The organism is Haloferula sp. A504 (assembly GCF_044385805.1).
GTDB lineage: Bacteria > Verrucomicrobiota > Verrucomicrobiia > Verrucomicrobiales > Akkermansiaceae > Haloferula.
Map to the genome: position 1 here is coordinate 165,419 of NZ_JBISBU010000001.1, position 24,757 is coordinate 190,175.

9 protein-coding genes are annotated in these 24,757 nt (G+C 64.7%); 7 read left to right on the forward strand and 2 right to left on the reverse strand.

Features of this window, described 5'->3' with window-relative positions:
- Positions 1–132 precede the first annotated feature (132 nt).
- The 4 genes from ACG2LG_RS00695 to ACG2LG_RS00710 all read left to right on the forward strand — a co-directional run bounded on the left by ACG2LG_RS00695 (position 133) and on the right by ACG2LG_RS00710 (position 10,479).
- A complete protein-coding gene (locus ACG2LG_RS00695; protein WP_396255449.1) occupies positions 133–4,296 on the forward strand; it encodes an alkaline phosphatase D family protein in 4,164 nt (1,387 codons plus the stop codon).
- A gap of 175 nt (positions 4,297–4,471) precedes the next feature.
- Positions 4,472–6,748 (forward strand): hypothetical protein, encoded by a 2,277-nt coding sequence (locus tag ACG2LG_RS00700; RefSeq protein ID WP_396255450.1) that lies wholly within the window; start codon positions 4,472–4,474, stop codon positions 6,746–6,748.
- Between the two features lie 58 nt (positions 6,749–6,806).
- Positions 6,807–9,128, forward strand: a complete 2,322-nt coding sequence (locus tag ACG2LG_RS00705; protein WP_396255451.1) for a right-handed parallel beta-helix repeat-containing protein — start codon at positions 6,807–6,809, stop codon at positions 9,126–9,128.
- Positions 9,129–9,180: 52 nt separating this feature from the next.
- Positions 9,181–10,479, forward strand: a complete 1,299-nt coding sequence (locus ACG2LG_RS00710; RefSeq protein ID WP_396255453.1) for a protein-transmembrane prediction — start codon at positions 9,181–9,183, stop codon at positions 10,477–10,479.
- A gap of 300 nt (positions 10,480–10,779) precedes the next feature.
- On the opposite strand, the gene ACG2LG_RS00715 is transcribed toward ACG2LG_RS00710, so the two are convergent.
- Positions 10,780–11,649, reverse strand: a complete 870-nt coding sequence (locus ACG2LG_RS00715; protein WP_396255455.1) for a YicC/YloC family endoribonuclease — start codon at positions 11,647–11,649, stop codon at positions 10,780–10,782.
- 27 nt (positions 11,650–11,676) lie between these two features.
- Complete coding sequence (tatC, locus tag ACG2LG_RS00720; RefSeq protein WP_396255457.1) at positions 11,677–12,990, reverse strand: twin-arginine translocase subunit TatC; 1,314 nt, start codon at positions 12,988–12,990, stop codon at positions 11,677–11,679.
- Between the two features lie 220 nt (positions 12,991–13,210).
- On the opposite strand from tatC, the gene ACG2LG_RS00725 reads away from it, so the two are divergent.
- From ACG2LG_RS00725 to ACG2LG_RS00735, 3 genes are all read left to right on the forward strand, one after another.
- Positions 13,211–13,717, forward strand: coding sequence for an RNA polymerase sigma factor (locus tag ACG2LG_RS00725; RefSeq protein ID WP_396255459.1), 507 nt, complete (start codon positions 13,211–13,213; stop codon positions 13,715–13,717).
- Positions 13,718–13,739: 22 nt separating this feature from the next.
- Positions 13,740–17,783, forward strand: coding sequence for a von Willebrand factor type A domain-containing protein (locus tag ACG2LG_RS00730; protein WP_396255460.1), 4,044 nt, complete (start codon positions 13,740–13,742; stop codon positions 17,781–17,783).
- Between the two features lie 68 nt (positions 17,784–17,851).
- Positions 17,852–24,724, forward strand: coding sequence for a hypothetical protein (locus ACG2LG_RS00735; RefSeq protein WP_396255462.1), 6,873 nt, complete (start codon positions 17,852–17,854; stop codon positions 24,722–24,724).
- Positions 24,725–24,757: the final 33 nt, after the last annotated feature.

Genomic DNA, 24,757 nt, shown 5'->3' on the forward strand with positions numbered 1-24,757 from the left:
AGAATCGCCGTCACCAGTCTGTCCCATGGCTTCGCGCCACAGCTCCCATCTTCCCGGCCTGCTGGCACCGTTCGCGGCGTGATCCGCTCTTGGAAGTGCATAGCGTTTTAATCCCTGTTCCCGAAACCCACCATGAACCTAAGGATTGCTTCTCTGATCTGCTGGCTTGCCGCATTGGCGGTGGTGCCTCTCCAGGCCGACGTCATCGCCGAATGGACGTTTAATGCGGGCACCACTTCCGCTGCGCGTCTCGCTTCCAGCAACGTTTCATCGGGTGCCTCGGTCACGGGACTTGCGTTCAACGGCTCATTCACCGATTTCGGACCAGGGGCGGTGCCGAATGATGTCCATGACGGCTTCGGCTTTGGCGGGGCCACCGAAGGTGGAGCAAGCGAGCAGGTGATTTTCCTTCATCGAGCGAACTATTTCGACGGATCATCCGTGCCCAGTCCTCGTCCGACGTCTGCCGATTACACTTCGTGGGGGCCCGCATCGAGTGCGGGCACGGGAGCGGATCCCAGCTCAAACGGCAATGCTCCGATCTCGTTCACAGTGACGGCAGACGCCCTGTCGAGCATCACGGTGGACAGCCTCACGGTGGATTTCTTCGACCAGGCTGCGATGATCTTCTTCTTTCAGGAGGCAGGTGCCACGGCGGGATCTCCGGTCACTGTCAATACGGCCCTGACCTCGATCGATGTGCCGCTGGACGATCCCGTGGTGATAGGGCCGGGGCAAACCCGGAGCTTCACCATCAACCTCAACAGCGGCGCGCTCGATTCGAGGCACAACCTCGACGGCCTCGCCCTCAACGGCAAGGTGCAGACCGTCATTGTCGACGACAGCTTCGCCAAGGGGAACGGTAGCTTTGAATTTGATGCGGCAGGCGCAGAGCTGGCTGCCGACAACGCAACCCCGGGCAAGTGGACCACTGGAACAGGTGTCGGGACTTTTCCCATCGACCAACTCCTGAGCCGTAACAATACCCCAGTCTCCGATGGCTCCCACGCGCTGGCCATTGGGGCGAACGGCGGCAATACCACCATCCAGGGAGGGCTGCTCAACACGGGCTACATCGTGCAGGCCGACGACAGATTTACTCTGAGCTTCGACTGGGGCACCTTCGCTGGCTGGGTCGCGGGAGACACCCTGGAGGTTCACCTTTTCACGACCAGTGATGACACGCTGTCCGGGTCGAAGACGGTCATTTATTCCGGTGCTGTGACCGGCGATCCCGGAGCCAACTATATAAGCGAGTCGTTTGTATCAATCGGCACAGTTGCCCCCGCCAGCGAAGGCCGGCAGCTGTGGCTGGAATTCAACACGGATGATGTCGGCCAATTCGCCCGGGTGGATCAGGTCATGCTGCAGACAGCAGTCGCGCCGCCTTTCTTCACCGACTGGAGTGACGGCACCCCGATCGTCATGCCGGACAGTGGTGAGTTCGAGGTTCTCGGCGACTGGTCGGCGTGGGACGGGTTGCCCGAGCGGCGCTGGCTCGGCCCCGATCACTGGGCGAACCGGATGCAGGACTGGTCGGTCCGTGACGGTGCTCTGGTTTGCGACAATTCGAAGTTCGTCCAGACCAAGACGGTGCATCAGCTTGGCAACCAGCTTGGGATCGGCACCGAGGACTTTTCACTCAAGACCCGCCTGTCCTTCACCAATGCCGGCACGGCCGGATTTGGCGGATTCCTGATCGGCGGCGGCCAGGGCCACCTGAACTACAAAGGTGCTTCCCTGATCTGCGGCACACCCGGCAAGGGTGCGGGCATCATCGCGGCCGTCGATTACAACGGTGGCAACACCCTGTCTTTCCGTGACATGAATGACTTCGCGCCGATCGTTCATCCCGTCGCCCTATCTGGAGCGGAAACCCGATTCACCATGACGCCGCTCGCTACTGCTGCGGATCTCGTCTTGCTGCTGGAAGGCATCCATGTGGCACCCAGCTCCGACTACACACTGCGCCTGAGTGCCTGGTCTGCGGATGAGTCGACCCTGCTTGGAGCGGTCGAGCTGACCGGTGTCGATCCCCACCTGCTCATCGGCAATATCGCGCTCGCTTCCCAGGGTGGGGCATCCAGCGGGGATGTAACGTTCCAGCGGTGGTACAAGCGTGGCAGCAAATGGTCGGTCGCAAGCGGCCGTGGTTTCGGCCCGGTCGCAGGCACGCTCTACAGCACGGCAGCCGGCAAGCTCAAGGTGGGCGTGCAGGCCATCCCGCTGAGCGTCTATGGCAGCGGCGTCCCCGCCAACGTCACCCTGCGCATCGAGAAGCAGCAACCTGATACCACTTGGCTGGCGCTGACGGCGGACGAAGCCATCACCAGCGAAAGCTACCACCACCTGTTCGAGTTTCCGGGGTGGGATACCACCCAGGGTCATGAAATGCGTGCCGTGCTCTCGGATGCCGACGGCCAGACCTACCTCTACCCCTTCACCGTGAAAGCCGAACCGGCTCCAGGCGACACCGTCGACGCCGCGACCTTTTCCTGCACCGGAACAATGGGCCGGAATGCCAACACCCCCAATGCCGTCCCCCAAGCTGGCGAGGTGCCGATCCCAAAATGGCTACCCGCCAACTGCTGGTTCCCCTTTGACTTCCAGGTCAGCCAGGCCGGGTCGAAGGACATCGACATCCTCTTCTTCACCGGCGACCAAATCTACGAAACCCGTCCGACCCAGACCGATTTCTCCGCGACCCCGGCCGAGGACTACCTCTACAAATTCCTCCTCTGGCACTGGGCCTTCCAGCCGCTCACCTCGCAATACCCGAGCATCCTGCAAACCGACGACCACGACGTCTACCAGCCGGATCTCTTCGGCCAGGACCGGCTCGGCAACACCGAGGGACCGGCCAACGGAGGCTTTCAGCGGTCCTTCGATTTCCTCGAGAACTTCGTCCAGAGAACGATGACCGCGCACAACCCGGACACCCTTGAGCCAACCCCCAGCGCACGCACCGGACTGAGCAACTACTACACCGCCTTCGACTACGGGGATGTCAGCTTCTTCATCCTCGAAGACCGGAAGTTCAAGCGCGGCACCAACACCACCGAGACCGACTACCCGGAAACCTTCCTCGGCGAAATCCAGCTCGAGCACCTGCGCGACTGGGCCTGCACTCCCATGCCCGGCAAACGCAAGTGCGTGGTCGCGCAGACGATCTACTCCTCCATGTCCCTCACCGGAGCCGGCACCTTCAACTACGACATCGACCCCAACGCGATCTACACCGACGAACGCAACGACATCATTCGCATGCTCGGCGCCAACGGCGCGGTGATCCTCTCCGGCGACCAGCACCTTTGCACCTTCTCGCGGCTCGGCTGGACCTACGACTCGAACACGGGCCAGGCGATCCCCGACGGGCACTACCACAACGGCCCCTACCAGTTCTGCGCACCGCCCGGTGGCAACGTCTTCTGGCGCTGGTTCATCCCCGGCAACGGCGTTCGCCAGCTCGCTCCGGCTGATGGCAGCGCGCCGGGCCACGTCGGCGGCTTTCGCGACTTCTTCGGGAACCCCTTCACCATGCTCGCGGTCGCCAATCCCGGAGACGAAGCCTTCTCCACGATCCCCACGCGGATCCGATACGTGCTCACCGATGCCGAGGTCGCCGCCGGAGCGGAGCTGGAGCAGATCGGACAGGGCGACGGTTTCGGCATCCTCCGCTTCAACGGAACAGCCCAGCAACTCACGGCCGAGGCTTGGAAAGTCAGCGAGGACGCGCAGTACGATGGTTTCCCGCAGGTTGTGTCCTACGCGACGCTGGACGACACCACCGCTGCACCGGTTCCGCTGGTCGCGCAGAATCCCGATGCGGATGGAGACGGCATCGCCGATAGCGTCGAGGGCAGCGGCGACCTTGATGGAGACGGCATCCCGAACTTCCTCGACCCGGACTCGGACGGCGACGGCGTGAGCGACGCCGATGAGTCGATCTTCGGGTTCGATCCTTACTCGTCTGCCGACGCGTCGTCCGATCAGGATGGCGACGGCGTCACGGACATCCTCGAAGCCGTCGCGGGCACATCGGCGACCGACCGCTTGGATCTCCCTTTCCTCTCGTTGATCGAGATTGCCGGTCCCTCCGGGAACCGCCTGCAATTCGAGGCCAAGCGGGGCCGGAAATACACCGTCCAACGTTCGGACAACTTGCTCACCTGGCCGGATCCGGTCGTCATCGACCATAAGGCTGCGGACCAGTCGCTCGACTACGATGACGACACTCCGGGCTTCGACGGGCCCCGCGTGTTCTATCGACTTGGCTACGAGTATGCAGGCTACTGATCCACCCGGCCTCTGCGCTCCGTAGTTCATGAAGCTGGCGCTTCTGCCGGTGGCAGGTGCTGTATTCCGTCACTTCCACTTCCCGACCTGTTTACTCATGATTCGACTTCTGTGGTTAGCCATCGCGTCTGGCATCTTCCTGACACCAGCCACCGCCACCTCGTTCCGGAAGGCGATGCCCCATTGGCCAGATACCGGCGGCGACGATTTGAACCGAAGGATCGGCTTCCGGGTGGTGTTGGATGAGGTTCCCGCAGATGCTGTCCTGCGCGTCGCCACCTCAGGACTCTACCGGGCCACCGTCGATGGCAAGTTTCTCGGCCACGGACCGGCCCGCGCCGGGCACGGGCATTTCCGAATCGACGAGTGGCCGATCAAGCCGCTGTCGGAAGGCGGACCGACCGTCATCGGCATCGAGGTGGGGGCCAGCGTTGCTCGCAGCTACTACATGGTCAAACAGCCGCCCTTCCTGCAGGCGGAGGTGGTGAGCGGTGGCAAGGTGCTGGCGACCACCAGGGCGTTCCAAGCCATCGACCTTCACCCTGCGGTGGTGCGCAAGGTGCCGCGCTACAGCTATCAGCGGACCTTCATCGAAGTGTTCCGGCCGGCCCCAGGCTGGCAGGCATGGCGCACGAAGAGGAAGTGGGACAGCGGGGTTCTGGCGCTCAAGGAAACGCCGGTCGTTCCGCTTACCGCACGCGGCGTCCCGTATCCCGAGTTCAAGGTGATCGATTCGAAGGTGGTTGCCGGCGGCCGCTTCGAGCTGCTCGGCAAGGCGCCCAAACGCCGATACTACGGATTCCATCCGTCGGGTTTCGGCGACTTTCCGGACGCCGAGTTGGAGGCCCGGCCCGACCATCTGATGAGTTCGCTGAAGACCACGGAACTGAAGGAGGAAACACCGGACACGGCGATCGAGGCGGGCGGGTTCCATCTGCACGATTTCGGGGTGAACCTGAGCGGGTTCATCGGGCTCCGGCTGCGGGTGGAGAAGCCGACGCGTCTCTTGGCCACCTTCGACGAATTGCGGAGTGGGCCCCTGAAGGACGTCGACCCGCACCGAATGCAGTGTGTGAATGCCGTGCAGATCGACCTTTCCGTCGGTACCCATGAAATCGAGACCTTCGAGCCGTACACGCTTCGATACCTCCAACTGCACGCGCTGGACGCCGCCGTCACCGTCGAGCGCAGCTATCTGCGGGAACTGAGCCATCCGCACGCCGACCGCGCGACCTTCGCCTCTTCCGACCCGCGCTTCGATGCCATCTTCGAGGCCGCCCGCGAGACCTTCCGGCAGAACGCCACCGACATCTACATGGACTGCCCGAGTCGCGAGCGAGCCGGCTGGTTGTGCGACTCGTTTTTCACCGGGCGTGTCGAGGCCGACCTGACCGGGGCATCCGCCGTGGAACGGAACTTCCTCGAGAACTACGCCCAACCGGAGACCTTTCCCGGACTGGTCCCCGGCATGCTGCCGATGTGCTATCCGTCCGACCCCTACCAGGGAAACTACATCCCGAACTGGTCGCTGTGGTTTCTTCTCGAGCTGGAGGAATACCTCGCCCGGACCGGTGATCGTGAGCTGATCGACCTTTTGCGCCCGAAGGTCGATGCGCTGCTGAAGTTCTTCGCCGGCTACGAAAACTCCGATGGCCTGTTGGAGAAACTCGACGAGTGGGTCTTCGTCGAGTGGTCGAAGGCCAACGAACTGGTTCAGGACGTGAACTACCCGACGAACATGCTCTACGCCGCCGCGCTGAATGCGGCATCGCGGGTCTACCGGAACGAGACATGGGCCACCAAGGCGGCTTCGCTCCGCGAAAAGATCAACGAGCAGTCCTTCGACGGCACCTTCTACCGGGACCACGCCAAACGGCTCCCGGACGGCAGCCTCGAAGTTCGGCCGGAACGGACCGAGGTCTGCCAGTACTACGCGTTCTTCTTCGATACCACCACGCCAGAGGCGCGCCCGGAGCTCTGGAAGACCCTGGTCGATGAGTTCGGCCCGTCGCGTCGCGAGTCCAAGGCGCATCCCGAGATCTTTCCCTGCAACCAGCTTCCCGGGAACGTGCTGCGGATCGAGATCCTGTCCCGTTACGGCGAAGCCGCCCGCATCCATGACGAGGCCATCGGCTACTGGCTCATGATGGCGGAGACCACCGGCACCCTGTGGGAGCACGACAAGCCCCAGGCCTCGTGCAACCACGGCTTCGCGTCCCACGCGGCGGTCGTCCTCCGGCGGGACATCCTCGGTCTGCGCCAGATCGACCACCGGGCGAAGACGGTTGCATTCATGATACCGGAGCATCCTCTCGAGAGGTGCCGCGGCTCGTTCCCGACGGCGGATGGCGACATCGTGGTGGAGTGGACGCGGGGGGGCGGGTCGAAACTTTCGCTTCCGAAAGGCTGGAAGGCCGTGGATGTTCCGGTCGCGGCGGCGGACGAACGCTGATTAGCCCGGAGCCTCCCGAGCCTGCCCGGAAACCAACGTGGCAGGCCACTTCATGCCCATGCGCGCATCATCTCTATTCTCCCTGCAAACGATCACGACCTGCCGAGTGTTCCGGTGGGCGGTCGTGCTGGTCGCTTTCCACATCATTTCGGCGAATGCCGCCGAGTTCAAGGTCGCGGACTTCGGCGCGGTTGGCGACGGCAAGACGGATGACGCGCCTGCGGCACGCCGGGCGCTGGCGGCTGCGATCGAGGCCGGGCCAGGATCGAGGGTGGTGTTCGAGAAGAAGAGCTATCGCTTCGCCCGGCAGTCCGGCGACGCGATCCTGGCCCTCGCCGGGGTCTCCGGCATCGCGCTCGAGGGCAACGGCGCGGAGATCATCGGCAACCCGTGGAACGGCTTTCTCCGGATCAGCGATTGCGCCGGCATCACCATGCGCGGCTTCATTCTCGACTGTGATCCGTTGAGTTTCACCCAGGGCGACATCATTGAGGTCGCGCCTGAAGAGGGAACCTTCGTGCTGCGCATTCACGACGGCTACGCCAACCCGGTCGAGCTAAGTGAGCAGCTTGAAAAAAGGGCATGGCAGAAGGTCGGATTCACGCTCGAGGCGGACGCGCGGCGAATCAAGCCGGGACCGATCGATCACATCGAGAACATCGGCGAGATGGATCGCTCCAAGCGGCTGCTTCGGGTCGACCTCCGGGCGGAGAGTTTCACGCATATCGCCCCAGGCGACCACTTCGTCTTCGGTCTGCACCATGGCGGACACGGGGCGCTAATCAAGGTGGAGCGGAGCACCGACATCCGGCTCGTGGATTACACGATCCACGGCGGCAAGTTCGGGATGAACCATTCTTTTTCCGACAACCACGGTCGGGTTCATGTGAAGGGAGCGAAGATCGGCCTCCGCCCCGGCACGACCCATCTGGTGACCAGCATCAAGGACGGCTTCCACGTGAAGCACAACCGGGTCGGCCCGATCATTGAGGACTGCACGCTGGAGGGCATGATGGACGATTCGATCAACATCTCCGTCTGCCCCTACTGGGTGAAGGAGGATCTCGGGGACAACCGCTATCTGATCGCCGAAGTCGCCTTTTCGCCGAGAGTCGGCGACCGCTTGATGGCCTACACGCCGGTTCCCGGCACGGTCGTCCGGGGGCTGAAGGTGCTGTCGGTGGAACCCAGCGGGAAACATGCGAACCGCACGGAGAAGTGGAACATCATCACGCTGGACCGCCCGATCCCCGGTCTCTCCCTGCACCAGGGCGGGAATCTCTTTCCTGGCGGTCCCGACAAGCTGCGTTTCACCGGCCTCTACAATCTCGATGCCTGCGGCCAGGGCTACATCGTCCGCAACAACCGCTTCCTCGCCCAGCGGCGGCACGCCCTGCTGGCGCGGAGCCCTGGCGGCCTGTTCGAGGGAAACACGATCGACGGCGTCGGCGGCTCCGGCGTCTGGCTCGGCAACGAGATCGGCTCCTTCTACGAGGGTCCGTTTCCCGCCAACACCGTGATCCGCAACAACACTTTCCGCGACACCGGCCAGAACCCGATCCGCGTCCGCATCAACGGCCGGAATGCGTGGGCCAGGAACATCCGGATCGAAGGCAACACCTTCAGCGGATGGCCCGCCGCCGCGATGGATCTCTCCGGGATTCAAGGAGGCGTGATCCGCGGCAACTCGATCGAGGCGGGCCGGGAGGACGGGACGGAAGCCGTGCCGGTGGTGATCCGATCCAGCGAGGAACTCCGAATTTCGGGGAACGAGATCCGCGACGAGCGTTCCGGCCTGACCGCCGTCTTCGACCTGTCTGATGAGGTCGATGCCGCCTCTTTGGTGATGTCCGACAATCGGATGACGCTTGCCCCCGATTTCCCGAAGCTGATGCGGATCCTTCCACCGCTCGCGATCCAGATGCGGGGACAGGACATTCGACCGCTGTGGGCGGAGGAGGACACCGGGGCCTTCCTGAGGGCGGGTTCCGGGCAGCCTGAAGAAGGGGAGAAGTCTCGCGTCTGGACCCTCCACCCGGTGTGGAAGAACGGTCTCAGGGGTTCCCTGCTGTTCGAACTGCCGGCGGATCTCACGGGCGCCGACGGCATCAGCTTCTCCACCCGCAGCGCGACCGGGCTCGGCGACGGGGTTGCTCTGACGGTCGAATGGAAGCCGGTTGGTGCGCCCGACGGCGACTACCGTGGCTGCCATGAGGCCACCATCCGCAGCAAGAAGTGGACGGGCCACCAGGTCAGGATCCCGTCCGGCGACGGACCGGTGCTGCTGCGCTTCCGCTTCGACTGCGGACCCGCCGACAATGCCGGCTACGACACCGTTCAGATCGCAGGAATCGATGTCTTCATGGAAGACAAGCCTTGAAGGGAAACTGCGTTTCGGAATCCATCATCGGCAAGCAATGAGGAGGTCCTTCATGATTGGTTTCTTTCTGGCAGCGCTGGCGCACCTGGCTGCCGGTGAGGAGAAGATCGAGTCCCTGGGAGAGTTGAATGAAGCGGCGAGCAAGAGCGGGCAGTCCATCAAGTTGTCCCCGGGGAAATACGACATCGGTGATTTGCCCGCAAAAGCGCGTCGGATTGTGATCGCCGGATCGAACAACAGGATCGATCTCACGGATGTGCACATCAATGCCACCGTCGGCGAGGTCAATGAGAGCTACATCGTCGTGACGGGAGATGGGAACCGGATCATCGGCGGTGAAGTGGAAGACACCTACAGAAATGGCCTTCAGGAAGTCACCGATTTCAGCGCCTACAACCAGGACAGGGAAAACCTGGCGAACGGATTGAGGGCTCCGGTGATGCGTATTGAGGGGGACCACAACAGCTTGGAGGGGCTCAAGATGACGACACGGGGTTCATTTCCCTACGGATATGGCAGCTACTATGGCATTGGTCGGGATGCGATTTTCGGATTGGACAAGCGCTCAGGGATCCTGATTACCGGGAATCACAACATTCTCGACAAGATCGAGTTACAGATGCGCTCGTTTGGTCATGGCATCGTGCTTCAGCAAACGGCTGACCACAACGTGATCAAGAACACTCGAATCGAGGGCCGGGTCCGGAGAACGACCGAGCTCTACGAGGAGAAGGCAGACCACGACCTGCCCAAGCGCACCGACTACAAGATCCCCCGCTGGGGCAACATCCCACTCCCAAGGAATGGCGTTCACTCGCTCTCCGAAGATGGGATTCGCATGTATGCGCCTGCCAAGAGTGTCACCGTGGAAAACTGCATGGTGACCAAGATGCGTGGAGGCATCAGGCTCTATCTGGGGAAGGATGCGATCGTAAGGAATTGCAGGGTCCAGTATTGTGAGTGGGTCGGCTACAATCTTCCAGACGGCGGGCAACTTTCCAACTGCGCGGGGGACTTTTCCTTCGGTCCTCTTACCGACTATCGCCTCAATCGATCGGGCACGAAGGCCGAGTGGACGATCTTGCCATCACCACATGCTACCGGGGATCACAACATTATGGAGATTGGTGGTCGCGATCATCACATCACCCTGAATCGCCACCCGGGCCCGCTTGATACGGGGGAGGAACGCACGATTCTCGTCACGGCAAAGAACTCCACAATCATCAATCATACCGAGTACTCGATCACCTTGGCCAAGGGAACAACGGGTAATGTTGTCTCCAGTTTTGGGGAGGTGCGGGGAGACACCACCAACAATACGGTCACGGGGCTTTCGGGTCAGAGGTAGGTGCTCTCCGATGCCTGTGCCGTGACGGTATTCCGCTGACGGCACGAAGTGCCAAGTGGGAACTTCCAAGTTTCATCCCCGGGGCACCGTGGGGAAGGAATCAGGTCTGCGACCTGATCTGAAAAGTGCGGCTGGCGCCGGTGGTCTGGAGGCCCGGAGCTTCACCCCGGGCTGGTATCTGTCGCCCCGTTGGGGCTGTGATTGGGCGGTGGGTGACGGATCGCAACAAAGCATTGGAACTTGGCTCTTCGAACTTGCCTGCCCGCCATAGCCCGGAGGGCGACGGCGGGGAACTTTGGGCTACTCCACGTTCTGCACCTGCTCGCGGATCTTCTCGAGCTCCGTCTTGGCGGCGACGACATGCTGCGCGATCGCGGAGTCGGAGGCCTTCGAGCCGATGGTGTTGAACTCGCGGTGGATCTCCTGGCAGAGGAAATCGAGGGGGCGGCCGGCAGGCTCCTCGGAGGCGGCATACTCCCGGAAACGCTTGAAGTGGGCGTCGAGCCGGGTGGTTTCCTCGCTGATGTCGCAGCGGTCGGCGAAGAGCGCGATCTCGCGCAGGACGCGGTCGTCGTCGAGGTTGATCTCGAGGCCGCTGTCGGCGAGTCGCTTGAGCAGAACCTCGCGATAGCGTTCGGGGCGCCGGGGGGCGAGAACCGCGATCTCGTCGCGCAGGCTTTCGAGTCGTGACAGCCGGTCGAGGAGGTCGGCGGCGAGGTCGGCCCCCTCGGCTCGGCGCATCTCGAGAAGCTGGGCGATGGCCTCGTCGAGCGCGGGACCGATCAGTTCCCAGGCCACGGCGGCCTCGGGGGCGCTTTCCTCGAAGCGGACCAGGCCGGGGATCTTGATCAGGTCCGCCGGAGTGACCTCCAGCGGGCGGCCCAGCCTGGCGGAGAGTTCCGTGAAGGCCTGCTCCACCTGTTCGGCGAGCGCGGAGTTGATGTCGATGGCTCCTGCGGCGCCCTCGGGGCGTTCGAGCGTCACGACGACCTGAAGCCGCCCGCGTGAGACTTTGGAAAGGACCGTCTTGCGGACCCGGTTCTCCAGTTCGTCGCGGACGCCTTGGACGACGACCTCCGCCTGCTTCCGGTTCACGCCGGAAATCTCGATCGTGGCGCCGAGTTGGTCGTTGCTGGCCGAGCCGCGGCCGAATCCGGTCATCGAGTTCATCAGGGTGCCGAGTGGGAGTGGAGGATGCTAGCGGGAATCCCGGTCCGGCGGATCGTCATCGTAGGGATCGTGATCGTCGATTTCGTCCGGATCATACGGGTCGTAGGGATCGCGGTCGAGGAGGTCGTCCTCGGCACGGTCGTGGTCGTGGTCGCCGTAGAGTGATTCGTCGGAGAGATCGTCACCGGTGTCCTCTTCCTCGCCCGCCTCGGTTTCCTCCATGTCCGGTTCCTTGAGAAGCCGCTCAAGGCGTTCCTTTTCCTCCTCCGCTTCGGCGCGCTTCTCCTTGCGGCGGTCGAGCCAGGCGAGGAGGATGCAGATTTCGTAAAGGATGTACATCGGCACCGCCATCAGCGAGAGCGTGATGAGGTCGCCGGTGGGCGTGATCACGGCGGCGAGCACGACCACGGTCAGCACCGCGTAGGACCGGGTGCGGCTCATCATCTCGTAGCTAAGCAGTCCGATCTTCACCAGGGCCATGATCACCACCGGGAGTTCGAAGGAGAGGCCGAAGAGCAGGGTGAACTGGGTCGCGAACCCGATGTACCAGCCGATCCGCCAGTCGGAGGCCACGTTCAGCCCCTGGTCCCATTCAAAGAAGAAGGCCAGTGCCCGGGGAAGGACGACGTAGTACGCGAACAGCACTCCCAACAGGAACAGCCCGAAGCCGATGAGCATGGAGGGCCACAGGATCTTGCGTTCGTGGGTGTGCAGGCCCGGGAGCACGAACTGCAGGATGAAAAACAGAAGAAAGGGGAAGGAAACGACGATGCCGGCGAAGAACGCGAGTTTCATCGACAGCATGAAGGTCTCGGTCGGCTTGAGGGCCGACATCATGGAAAGGCGTTGTTCACCGACCGGATCGGTGCCGAGTTCGATGAGCTCGTCGATGGTCTTGCGGAGATCCGGGTCCCTGGCAGCGAGGTGATCGAGGTAGCCGCCGCGTCTTTCCTCGGGCAGCTTGCTGGCCGCCCTCAGGTGGGCCATGGCGGGGACGAGCTTGCGGACCGGCTCGTCGAAGTTGGCGAGGTAGGCCTCGCGCTCACCTTCGGGGAGCCCGAGCGCGCCATTGAGCGCATCCTTCGCCGTCTCCCAGTCTTCGACCTGGATGGTTTCCGGCAGGGTTGTCTGGACGTGGGTCGCCCAGACGTCCTCGACCGGCTTGCGCAGGATGTCCATGACCCGCTCCTGGAGCACGAAGCAGCCGATGGTGGCGATGAGCAGCGTCAGGACGACGCGGGTGATCATGGCCCGCAGATCCTCGAGGTGTTCGAGGAATGGCTTTTCCATGTCGGGATTCGACTTGTCCCGGAGTTGGAAGACCTTCTTCAGCAAATACATGGAGCGCGGGCGAATCCTTGAGGCCCGGAAGGGCCGGCGCAAGCGTCAAACCGCGGGAGCCGTGGGCGGTGTTTCAGTCCTCGCCGGTCACAATTTCAAAGAATTACGCCAAGAATTTTCATGCTGATGTGTCGTTTCCTTAGAAGAGAGATGATTTCATTCCGTAATGAATCCTGCACCGGCAGCCGCTGAACCCAGCGCGGTGCTTTCCTTCGGCCCCATGAAGACGGAGAAAACCAGCCTCCGCGAAGTCTTCGAGGCCGAAGAGAGTCCGCTGCTGCGTTTTGCCCACGGCATCCTCGGGCGCCGCGAGGTGGCCGAGGACATCGTGCAGGAGGCATTTTTGCGGCTGCACTCCCACTGGGAAGAGGTGGCGAATCCGCGGGCTTGGCTTTTCCGGACGGTGCGCAATCTCGCGCTCAACCACCTGCGTGACCACAAGCGCGAGGTTTCCAGCGAAGAATCGCCCGAGTGGGCGATCGAGGCCGGACCGACCGACCAGCTGGCGCGGATGGAGGCGGCGGGAGCGGTGCGGATGCTGATCGCCGAGTTGTCGACCGACGACCGCACGCTGCTGCTTCTGAAATACGGCGAGGACCTGAAATACGAGCAGATCAGCAAGCAGACCGGCCTCTCGGTCGGCAACGTCGGCTACAAGCTCCATCACCTGCTCAAGGGGTTGGGGGCGTCGCTGCGGCGCATGGGAGTGGAAGGCCCCGAGGGATGAAGGACGAATTTCGATTGAGAGAATGACGAGCGAAGATTCCAACAAGCCACTGCGGGCGGTGGGCGACGAGGCGCTGGAGGCTCGGATCGTCGCGTGGGTGCTGGGCGAGGCCTCGGCCTTCGAGGCGTCGGAACTCGAGCAGCTTTGCGCCAAGGATCCCGAGGTGGCCCTCTTTGCGAGGCGGATGAGGATGCTGGATGGCTTGATCCGCGAGAAGCCCGACGAGCCGTGGCAGTTGCCGGATGAGAAGCGGGCGAAGGTGCTGGAGGTGCTGGGTGATGAGGAAGAGGAGTGCGTGAGGCTGGACGCGCCCGAGGGTCGGCGGAAGAAGCGCGACCGGGGTCGCGCGGTCCGCCGCAGGCTCCTCGCCATCGCCGCGGTGCTGGTGCTGCTGGTGGTGCTCGGCGGCCTGAGCGCCCCGATGGTGCTGCGGCAGCAGAAGTCGATGGCGCGGATGGAATCGGCGGTCGTGTCCTATTCCGCCCCGAGCGGCGAAATGATCGACCTGATGGAGGTGGCGGAAGCCGAAGCCGAGTCACGCGGCCGGGAGGTGCTGCCAAAGGAGTTGATCGAGGGAACCCCGAAGCCGATCCGGTTGCCGCAGGCTGCTTCCACTCCGCCTCCGGTGAATGAACCGTCGAATCTCCTGACCGGAGGTCTGCGGTCCGGCGATCAGGCGGTCACCCGGGATTCGATCGATGCCATCCTGAACCGTCCCGAACCGACACTCGAGCCCGCCAAGCCGGCCGCGCCTTCATCGAGCGTGTCGAAAGCCATCGCGGCGAATACCGTTTCACCGGGTGCGATTCCGGTGCCGGACGAGGCGAAGGATGCGGTGACGTTTTTTTCTGAAGCAGACGAGGATTTCGGCGCCGGCTGGGGCGGCGGTGGCGGCGGTGGATCGCCGCAAGCGGGAGATGTTCCGATGTTGGGCCGGCTGTTCGACCAGCGGGAAGCCGGGGCGCCGGTTTCCGGCGAGGGTTCCGGCCCTGTGACGGACATGGAGGGTTTCGTGAACCACGGCTCGCCGATTCTCGGGGATGTGAAGGGGGATGCGCTGCCGGTCGATCCTTTCGCCCCGGCGGAGGACTCGCTCCTCGGTCTGAAGAAGCGCGAGGCGGGATGGGTGGATGAGGCGGCGAAAGGGTTGGCGGCGAAAAGCGGGGCGGCAGCAGGCGGGTTCGAGGGAGAGATCCACGCGGGTGACGACAACATGTATGAGTTCCGCTTCAAGGATTTCGATTCCGATGGTGGAGATCGCGGGGAAGCGGGCGCTGCCGATCAGCCGGTCCGGGCGAATCCGGCGCTGGCCGGCGGGCAAGCGGAGAGGGTCGATGAGGTCCGGCGGAAGCTCTACGAAGGCGGGGGGAATTACGAACTCGGGAAATTCGACGAGGCGAAGCAGGCCTACGAGGATGTGCTCAGGGTCGATCCCTACAACAAGGCCGCACGCCGGGGCATGGAGAAGGTCGACGCGGCGAAGAGCGACTACTACAAGGCGGCCTACGACAGCACCCGTGCCGAGCTTCTGGCGCAGGTCGATGCGGCGTGGGAGGAGGCGGCGCCGGCGGATTCGGAGCGAAGTTCCGGAGTTTCCCGAGGTGCCGGAGGATACACGGAGGAACGTCAGGCTCTGGCTGCGGCTGAGAAGTATGCGGAGCTGGAGTCCGAGAAGATCAAGCTCGAGAGCCAGATCGATACGCTGTTGCGCTACGATGGGGATGAGCTCACGACCTATGCGGCGGGTCTCAATTTGCCCGAGAACGTCATCAAGGAGACCCATCCGAAGCTCCTGGAAGCCAAGAGAAAGCTTGAAGCAGCCAGGTTGGAGGGCTTGGCGGCAGGTCATCCCGAGATGCAGGAGCGGAAGGTCGAGGTCGAGCGTCTGGAAGCACAGACACAAGAGGGTGTCGTCGCCCTCCGTGAGAAGCTGCGAAGCCAACTTGAGCTGGTGAAAGAGCAGTCCGAACGGTTGAGGATCAAGAAGGACAAGGAAATGGACGAGGCCGTGACCCATGGGATCGCTCGTTACTCGTTTGAGGATGCAAAGTCGGATTTCGAGTCCGCCCAAAGTCTTCTGGAAAAACTGAAAGTGAAGCTCATCGCCGAAGAGATGCAGCGTCGGGTTTCGGAGAATCCGGTGGTCGTCCACGAGGAGGCCAAGGTCGAAGGCCCCGGCTTCCTGTCGCTTGATCGGCGCCACCGCGGCAGGAGCGTGGTGCAGGTGCGCCCCAAGGCGCCCGGGGTTGAAGTCCTGCCCGGCTATGTCACGAAAGACGCGGCAGCCGGATCTCCCACCTTTTTCCCTACGGAGTTCGAGGTGATGAAGTCGCAGAAGACGCTGCGGAAGGCCATCGAACTCGGCGGCCTGCGCGAACTGACCGGAAAAAGCGAGGCGGACCTGATCCGTGAGTTGGAGAAGAATCTGGACGTGGAGAACGTAAAGGGCACGGATTTGATCGAGATCGAATATCGCGATCACGATGAGCGACTGGCAAGGAAGGTGGTGGATGCGGTGGGTGATGCGTATCGTCAGCGGCGGGCCGAACTGGAAAGTCAAAGGCAGGAGCGGGCGATGCAGGAACTGCGCGAAGCGGTTCGCAGCCAGGAAGATTTGGTCGAGGAGAAGCGGAAGGTCCTGACGCAACTTATTCGCAACGAGGGCGTCGTTTATTCCCGCGGCAACGAAGCAATCGAGGAGGCTCCTGAAGCTCTTCCGAAACCCGACCTTTCGAAAACCCTCGACCTGATGGCCGAGGTGGCGGCTTCCGAGGATCCGTTTTCGACCTTTTCGCTGCATGTGAGCGATGCCTCCTTCAAGCTCGCGGAGGCGGCGCTGGAGCGGGGCGAGCGGCCCGATCCTGAAGGGGTCCGTCCGGAGGAATTCTACAATGCCTTCGACTACGGGGACCCGGCACCCTCGGATGGTGAGCCGGTGGCCTGCGCGATGGAGCAGGCGGCGCATCCGGCCTTTCCGCAGCGCAACCTGCTGCGCATCGCGGTGCGGGCCGGTGCCTCGGGGCGGGCGCAGTCGGTGCCGCTGAACCTCACGCTGCTGCTCGACAACTCGGGCTCGATGGAACGCGAAGACCGCGCCGAGGGCGTGGCCCGGGCGGTGGATCAACTGTCCTCGCTGCTGAAGCCCGGCGACAAGGTGACGGTCGCCGGATTTTCGCGGACGCCGCGGCTGCTGGCGGACCGCTTGGACGGGGCGCAGGCCGCGCAGTTGAACGAGATCGTGCGTCAGGTTCCGGCCGAAGGTGGCACCAACCTCGAGCAGGCCCTGGTTCTCGGTGAGGAACTGGCGACGCGTCAGTTCGTGCCCGGGGCGCAGAACCGGATGGTGCTCTTCACCGACGGTGCGGCGAATCTCGGCGACGCCGATCCCGAGTCGTTGAACACGCGGGTCGAGACCATGCGGCAGAACGGCATCGCCTTCGACGCCGCCGGCTTCGGTGCGGATGGACTGAATGACCGGCTGCTGGAGCGGCTGACCCGCAATGGCAACGGCCGCTACTACGTGGTCGATCACCCGTCGGAGGCCGACGAGGGTTTCGCGAACAAGCTGGCGGGGGCCTTCCGTCCGGCAGCCGAGAACGTGAAGGTCCAGGTGGTCTTCAACCCGGATCGGGTGGGGAACTACAAGTTGATCGGCTTCGAGGAGCATCGCCTGAAGAAGGAGGACTTCCGCGACGACACGGTGGATGCCGCCGAGATGGCCGCCGAGGAGGCCGGGGTGGCGCTCTATCAGATGGAAGTCCTGCCGCAGGGCCGCGGCGAGATCGGCGAGGTGCGGGTGCGCTTCCGCGATGCGGCGGGCGGCGGAATGGTCGAGCGGAGTTGGACGATCCCCTACGAGTCCGATGCGCCGGCCTTCGATCAGGCTCCGGAAAGCCTGCAGCTCGCCACTCTGGCCGCCCTGGCGGCGGAGAAGCTGCGCGATGCGCCAATGGCGAGAGCGGTGGATTTCGGCGAACTCGCGCCGGTCATCGGCCGGGTGGCCACCAGGTATGACGGCAGCGAGCGGGTGGCCGAGCTCCGTCGGATGATCGAGACGCTGAGATGATTTACGCGAGTTTTACCAAGAAGATGCCGCTTTGCGGCCGACCACATGTTAGGAAGACCCATGGAACCATGAAAAAGATCGTGATGAATCTCATTCTGCTGGTGGCGACCCAGCTTGCCCCGGCACCCGCCCAGACCATCGGCGAGGGAATGGCGGTGGTGCCGGTCGACAAGGTCCGTCAGGAGGCCCCGCTCTTCTACTCGGTGGAGACCGAGACGACGGTTTCCGCCGGGGACCATCAGGTCCTGTCGCAGATGCAGGTCAAGGTGAAGGTCCACCAGGGACGTCCGGAGAAGCTGACCCTGGAGTTGACGGGTGAGGGCGAGGTCGAGGCCGTGGAGGGTGGGCCCTTGAAGTCCTGGTCGGTGCGTTCGGAGTCCGACGGTCGGCGCTTTCTCGACATCTTTCCGGCGCTGCCCGCTCCGCAACCGCAGCCATGGCAGCCGCGCTTCGATCTCAATCCCTGGGGAGTGCCCGGCGAGCACCGTCCCTTCGTGGCGCCGCCGCTGGTCGATGGACCGAAAGAGTTCGTTTTCGAGGTTCGGGGAAGCCATGAGTTTGAAGGCCGGGCACCATTTGGTGCGATGATTCCGGGGCCGGGGGAGGCGGTCGGGTTCTCTTCATCGGTCAAGCTGCAGGAGCAGGCGGGATTCCGGGTCAAGGTGGTGGAGGTGCGCTCGCTGGCCCTCGATGACGACACGCCCGAGGGGGTGAAGTCGCGCTACCTCGGTCGCGGTTTGGAAACGCCCGCCTTGCGACTTCAGGTCGTGCCGTCGGGCAGCGTCGGCGATCCGCTCGAACTGCTGGACCCGCAACTCGTGGGCAAGCTGTCGAAGGATGGCGGTAGCATTGCTTTCACCCTCACGGCATCGGTGCGGGTCCGTGAGGAGGGGGCGTCGATCGGATTGCTGGACGGCGGCGCGCTGACCTCCGGGATCTCCGGAGCGGGCTGGCATGTGAAGCTCGCACAGCGGGGCGACCGCTGGGTTTACGAGCTGGTTGGAAACGGCGTGACCGAAGCGCCGGTGCCGTTGCGCTTGCGCTTCGATGTCGCCGTGAACGAGTCGAATGACTGGCGCTCGACCGGATTCCGTCTGCCGGCCGGCGTGGTGGTGCCGGTGCGCCTGGAGGGCGTCGGTGAAAAGGTGATCTTCGATGCCGCCCAGCCGGTGCGTCCGGAGTGGAGCGATGGCGCGTGGCTCGGGTTTCTGAATGCCGCGGGTGAGGGTGCGATGCGGTGGAAGGCCGGGGCGCGCGAGGATGAAGGCGCGCTGTTCTTTTCCTCCAACGAGACGGCCGAGGTGCGGGTCGGTGCCGGCTTGCTGCGCCAGCACTCGCGGATCGATTTCCGGGTGCTTCAGGGCAAGCTCGAATCGCTGCGGTTCGCGATCGAGGGGGACGGCGAGGTGCTCGCGGTGAATGGCGACCCGGTTCTCGGGTGGAGCGTGAGCGAGGAGGGCGGCGGGCGTTTTCTCGACGTGCGGCTGAGCCGACCGATCGAGGGCGAGGAGGGATTGGTCCTGCGGACGCAGTCGGCGCTCGGGGCCTTCCCGGTGAAGGCCTCGCCGATGCGCCTCCGCCCGGTCGATTCGCTGCGTCACAGTGGTCACGTGCGCATCGCCAACGAGGGGGCGGTGCGGCTCGAGGTGGTCGAGACCAAGGGGATGATGCAGCTTGCGCCGGCGCAGTTTCCCGGCGGTGCGGCCCCCGAGGGGCTGCGCCAGATCTTCGTCTATCGCTTTCCCGCCGGCGACTACCGCTACGTGGTGGCGGCGGACCAGGTGCTGCCGGAGGTCGGTGTGGCGGAGGTGACCATTCATGAAATGGGCGAGACCGACCGGCGCATCCTTTCCGACCTCGAACTCGACATCCGCGAAGCCCCGATCCGCGAGTGGACCGTGGGAATCCCCGAGGGATTCGCCGTGGCGGAAGTTTCCGGTGCGAGTGTCGCCGACTACAGCCTGGCGAGCGAGGCGAAGGACGGCATCCGCGAACTCAAGATCCTCTTCAGCGATGCGGTCTCCGGCCGGCAACTGGTCAGCCTGCGGCTTGAACGCAACGAAGGTGCAGCCACGGGCGACTGGGTCCTCCAGCGCCTGCGCCACGATGAGGCGAAGTCGACCCGGGGCTACCTCGGGGTGGCCGCGGCCCCGGGTTACCGGGTCGTGGCGGGTGAGATGTCCGGCCTGGTCGAGACGCCGGTGGACTACTTCCCGAAAAAGATGGCCCGGCTGCAGCAGGCCTTCCGCATCCGCGAAGGCGAGTGGGCGGCGACCATGGGCGTGGAGGCGCTCGGCCAGAGCGTGCAGGCCGATGTCTTCCATCTCTACACCCTGCGGGAGGGCGTCGCCTACGGCAGCGTCGTGCTGAACTACTTCGTGGTCGGGGCGCCGGCCTCCGAGTGGCGGATCAAGGTGCCCGAGGGCATCGGCAACATCGTGGTGACCGGCCAGGGCGTGGGCCGCGACTGGCGGCAGGAAGGCGGGGAGCTGATCGTGCCCCTGGCGCGTCCCGCGCTGGGCGGCTCGACCCTGCTGGTGACCTTCGAGCAGCCGATGAGCGCCCGGGGCGGCGTGCTGCGTCCGGGCGAACTGCGCCCGCTCGGGGTGCAGGGGGAAAGGGGCTACGTGCAGGTGACCAGTCCGCTGCAGGTGGACTACGAGATTTCCAGTAGCAAGGGGTCGGTCCTGAGGATCGATGCCAGCGAGCTGCCGACCGAATACCGGCTGCTGACCGGCGCACCGACGCTTGAGGCCTGGCAGTACACGGCCGGCGATCTGGACCTCGAGATGAATGTGAAGTGGTATGAGAACGGCGAGGCGGTCGGCGAGGTGATCGACTTCGCCTCGCTGGAGAGCCACGTGTCGCGGGACAACCAGGTGGTGACGACCGCGAAGCTTTTCGCCCGGTCGAAGGGCGCGGCCACGCTCGAGATCGAGTTGCCGCCGGACGCCAAGTTGTGGGAAACGAGGGTGGCCGGCGAGCGGGTCAATGCGCGCAAGGCGGGAGACCGGATCCTCGTGCCGCTGCCGCGCCGGCTGGACCCGGAATCGGCCGTGGAGGTGGAACTGCGCTACGGCCGGAATCCGGGCGAGGGCGGGATCCGCCTGGTCGCGCCGAAAGTGGGAACGGCGACCGCGGTGGCCAAGTGGACGATCCGCGGGGACGAGGGACGCCAGCTCGTTCCCGACGAGGACGCGAAAAGCGGTGCGCAGCTGGTGCGTCCGGTCCTGACCGAGACCGGCGCGGAATGGATTTCGACCCGCGGCCGGATGGGTGCGGCCGGCGTGCTGGTGCTGGCCGCCTTGGGGCTGGTCATCCGCCGGATTCCCAAGTTGCGCTGGCTCGGCGTGGCGATCCTCGTCGGGGCCGCCGTCGCGAGTTTCGGGATGGCGGGCATCGCCAACGGCGAGCGACGGGTGATGCTGGGCGTTCTCGAGTATTCCGCGCCCGCGGTTCTCGCCGGAGAGGAACTCTTCGTCGAGTTGTCGAATGTCGCCGGCTGGGAAGCGATCTTCAGCGGATGGGGGGCGTTTGTGGCCGTCGTCGGAGTCGCCCTGCTGATCTGGGCGCTGCTGCGGGCGGTCGGCCGGGAATCGCATGTCACCACGCTGGTCGTTATCGGTTTCGCCGCCATCGCCTGGGGCGTGCTGGCGCAGCACGGGGGCGCCATCGCCTTCTTTGCCCTGTTCGGCCTGGCGCTGCTGGTGCTGGCCGTCGTCCCGTTCCTGCGGCGATCCGGAGGGCCGGGGGCGGCCCCGCCGAAAGCTGCCGCCGCCGCGGCATCGATGATCGCGCTGTTTGCGATGATGCCGGCACCGGCCGACGCGGCCGAGGCGCTCGAGCGGATCGAGCAGAAGTGGAGCCTGTCCGATGGCGTGCTCGATGCCGGCTTCGAGGTGCGGGTGCGCGCAACCGAGCCGGGCGAGCGTTTCCTGTTGCTCGCCGCACCGGCGACCTTGACCGGCTTCGACGGTGCCGGGCTGTCGGTGGTCAAGGAAGGCCGGCAGTACTTTCTCGTGTCCGACGGCGCCGGCGTGGGCACCGGTCGGGGAAGCTACGAGATGCGGATCGCGGACGCGGCCGAGGGCTGGAAAATGCCGACCGGCCCGGCGGCGGTTCAGACCGTCTTCGCGCGCCACGACCGCGAAGGCTGGGAATTTCAGGCCACCGGTGCGGCCCGGCTGCAGCCGGGGCGTGAGGTGGAGGGCGAGGAGGGCCACTGGACGGAAATCCGGCTGACCCCGGGCACGGGCCACACCTTCCGGGTGCGTCCCGAACAGCGCGATGCGAGCCAGGAGGAGACGCGGTTCTTCACCGAGGTTTCGGACCTGTTCCTGCCCGGACCGGGGGTGGTCAACGGCATCCATGGTGTCGAGGTCAGGCCCGCCCAGGGATTGGTGCGCGAGCTGTCGCTCATGGTCCCGGAAGGCTTCACCGTCGGCGATGTGGTCGATGGCCCGGTCGGCCGCTGGAGATTCAATCCGGACACGCGGCGCCTGCGGGTTTCGATCGAGCCGGCCCAGCAGGCGCCCTTCGCCTTCCGGGTGGCCACCCAGCGGGCGACGGGAGTGCTGCCGGTGGACCTGTCGCTGGCCCCCCTGCGGGTCGAGGGGGGTGCCGGTTCGGTCGGCATGATCGGACTCGCCTTTGGCGACGACGCCCAGCCCGAGGCCGTGCAGCCGGCCGGACTGGGTGCGGTGAACCTCGACGACTTTCCGGGAGTGCTTCTGCCCAAGGATGGCGAGGGACGTCCGCTGGCGCTCCTGCAGCGTGCCTTCCGCTACGGGGCGGACGAGGCGAGCGTGTCGCTCAAGGTGGCGCCGGTGGCCCCTGAACTGCGGGTCGAGACCAAGCAGACGCTTTCGATCGGCGACGACCGGATGGTGCTGGCGGTTGATCTGACCGCGCGGATCACCCGGGCAGGGATCTTCCGCCTCACGGCCGATTTCCCGGAAGGCCTGGAGGTGGAATCCGCGACCGGAGCGGCCCTCAGCCACTGGACGGTCAATGATGTGGAAGGGGGACGGGTGCTGACCTTGAACCTCAATGGCAGGACCCTCGGCGAGCAGACCTTCGCGATCAGCCTGGCGGGAGCCTCGCCGGGCACCCGGGAGTCGTGGTCGGTGCCTCGGCTCACGGTGCGCGAGGCCGCCCGCCAGCGCGGCACGCTGACGGTGGTGCCGGATCGCGGCCTGCAGGTGCGCTCGGTTTCCCGCGAGCAGGTTTCGCAGCTCGATCCGGGCGAGATGGGCGTGCCAAGACCCGGCGCGCTCGCGTTCCGCCTGTTGCAGGCCGACTGGGCGCTGGCGCTGGCGGTGCGCGAACTCGATCCGTGGGTCACGGCGAAAGTCATGCACGAGGTGACCCTGCGCGAGGGTCAGGCCCTGACCCGGGCCAGGCTGGTTTACCGGATCGAGAACGCCGCGCGCAAGGCGCTGCGGGTCAGGCTCCCCGGACTGGACGAGAGGGCGGCCGCGACGGTGCGCGCCAGCGGTCCGGCCGTCGGCGACTTCGTGCCCATCGAGGGCGAGGAGGATTTGTGGGAGATCCGTTTCCAGCGCGGCGTCGCGGGTGAGACGACGGTCGATGTCGAGTTCCAGCGCCAGTCGGGCGATGAGGCGGCGGTGGTCGAGGCGATCGAGCTTCTCGAAGTACGGCAGGTTTCGTATTTCGCGGGAATCAAGGCCGGGGGTCGCCTCGATGCGGCGCTCGAGGGCGCGGTGACCGGCTGGCAGAAGATCGACTGGACCGGGGTCCCGCCGGAACTCCGGGAGGGCTCGGGAAGCGAGATCCCGGACTTCGTCTTCCGCGTTGCCGAACCGGAGGGTGCCCTCCGGCTCCGTGTCGACCGCCACGATCTCGCCGGCTCCCAGCCGCTGCGGGTGCGCAGCGGGAAGTTCGTGACGCTCGTGTCGCCGACGGGATCGGCGATGACCGGGGTGACGCTGAAGATCGATGTGAGCGAGAAATCGACCCTCCGTCTGAAGCTCCCGCAGGATGTTTCCCCCTTCAACCTGCTCGTGAACGGCGAGGGTGTGCCGTTGGTCAGGGATGGCGACGTGTGGCTGTTCTACATCACCCCCTCGCCACTGGGTGAAGGTCCCGCCGAGCTAGCCTTCACCTACGCGACCGAGGACGAGCGTCCCGGGACCCTGTTGGCACCCAAGTTCGACATTCCTCTGGAGAACCTGGTGTGGGAGGTGTTCGTGCCGGAAGGCTGGGAGATCGGTGGCAGCGATGGATCGTTTGAACTGGTGCAGTCCGAGCAGCTGGGAGACCTGGGTCTCGAAAGCTACCTGAAGGCCTCAAGCCTGCGCAGCCGGGAGGGTCGCGAGCAGGCGCAGCAGGAGTCCCGCGAGGGCTTTGCCCAGCTTGCCTCCGGCAACCAGGAGAAGGCGGTGCAGTTGCTCGGCAAGGCGGCCCGCAACGACTTCCTCGACGAGGCCTCCAAGGAGGACGCGCGGGTGCAGTACCGCAATCTCAAGATGCAGCAGGCCGTGCTCGGCTTGAACACCCGGCGCCAGCGGAACTACCTCGACAACGGAGGCGCTGCCGACATCGCGCCGAACCGCCAGCTCGAGCAGGCCGCCGAAGAGAATCCGATCCTCCAGGGCCAGTTCAACTTCGACCCGCAGCAGTTCGACCGCCTGATGGTCGGCAATACGGTCGAGGAAACCACGGCCCTCAAGGAGATCGCGAGTGCCATCGTCGGCCAGCAGCTCGAGGTGATGCCGGCGCCGCAGTCGCTGGAGGTCGAGCTGATCGGCCAGGGGCGCATGTTCCGCTTCGAGCGGAGCCTGCAGCTGGTGGACGACGAGGCGATGACCCTGGAACTGGAGCTGCGTCGGCAGCGGGCGGAAGGATGGGGTTTTGCCGGAATCGTCGGACTTTTGGCCGGGGCCGTGCTTGTCGTCGGTCTGAAGCGCCGGGAGGAATAGTCGAATTTGCCTCTCTTCATGGGTTGAATCATC

Coding starts and splice junctions, on each gene's coding strand:
- ACG2LG_RS00695 (WP_396255449.1), top strand. CDS start 133: ATGAACCTAAGGATTGCTTCTCTGATCTGCTGGCTTGCCGCATTGGCG.
- ACG2LG_RS00700 (WP_396255450.1), top strand. CDS start 4,472: ATGCCCCATTGGCCAGATACCGGCGGCGACGATTTGAACCGAAGGATC.
- ACG2LG_RS00705 (WP_396255451.1), top strand. CDS start 6,807: ATGCGCGCATCATCTCTATTCTCCCTGCAAACGATCACGACCTGCCGA.
- ACG2LG_RS00710 (WP_396255453.1), top strand. CDS start 9,181: ATGATTGGTTTCTTTCTGGCAGCGCTGGCGCACCTGGCTGCCGGTGAG.
- ACG2LG_RS00715 (WP_396255455.1), bottom strand. CDS start 11,649: ATGAACTCGATGACCGGATTCGGCCGCGGCTCGGCCAGCAACGACCAA.
- tatC (WP_396255457.1), bottom strand. CDS start 12,990: ATGTATTTGCTGAAGAAGGTCTTCCAACTCCGGGACAAGTCGAATCCC.
- ACG2LG_RS00725 (WP_396255459.1), top strand. CDS start 13,211: ATGAAGACGGAGAAAACCAGCCTCCGCGAAGTCTTCGAGGCCGAAGAG.
- ACG2LG_RS00730 (WP_396255460.1), top strand. CDS start 13,740: ATGACGAGCGAAGATTCCAACAAGCCACTGCGGGCGGTGGGCGACGAG.
- ACG2LG_RS00735 (WP_396255462.1), top strand. CDS start 17,852: ATGAAAAAGATCGTGATGAATCTCATTCTGCTGGTGGCGACCCAGCTT.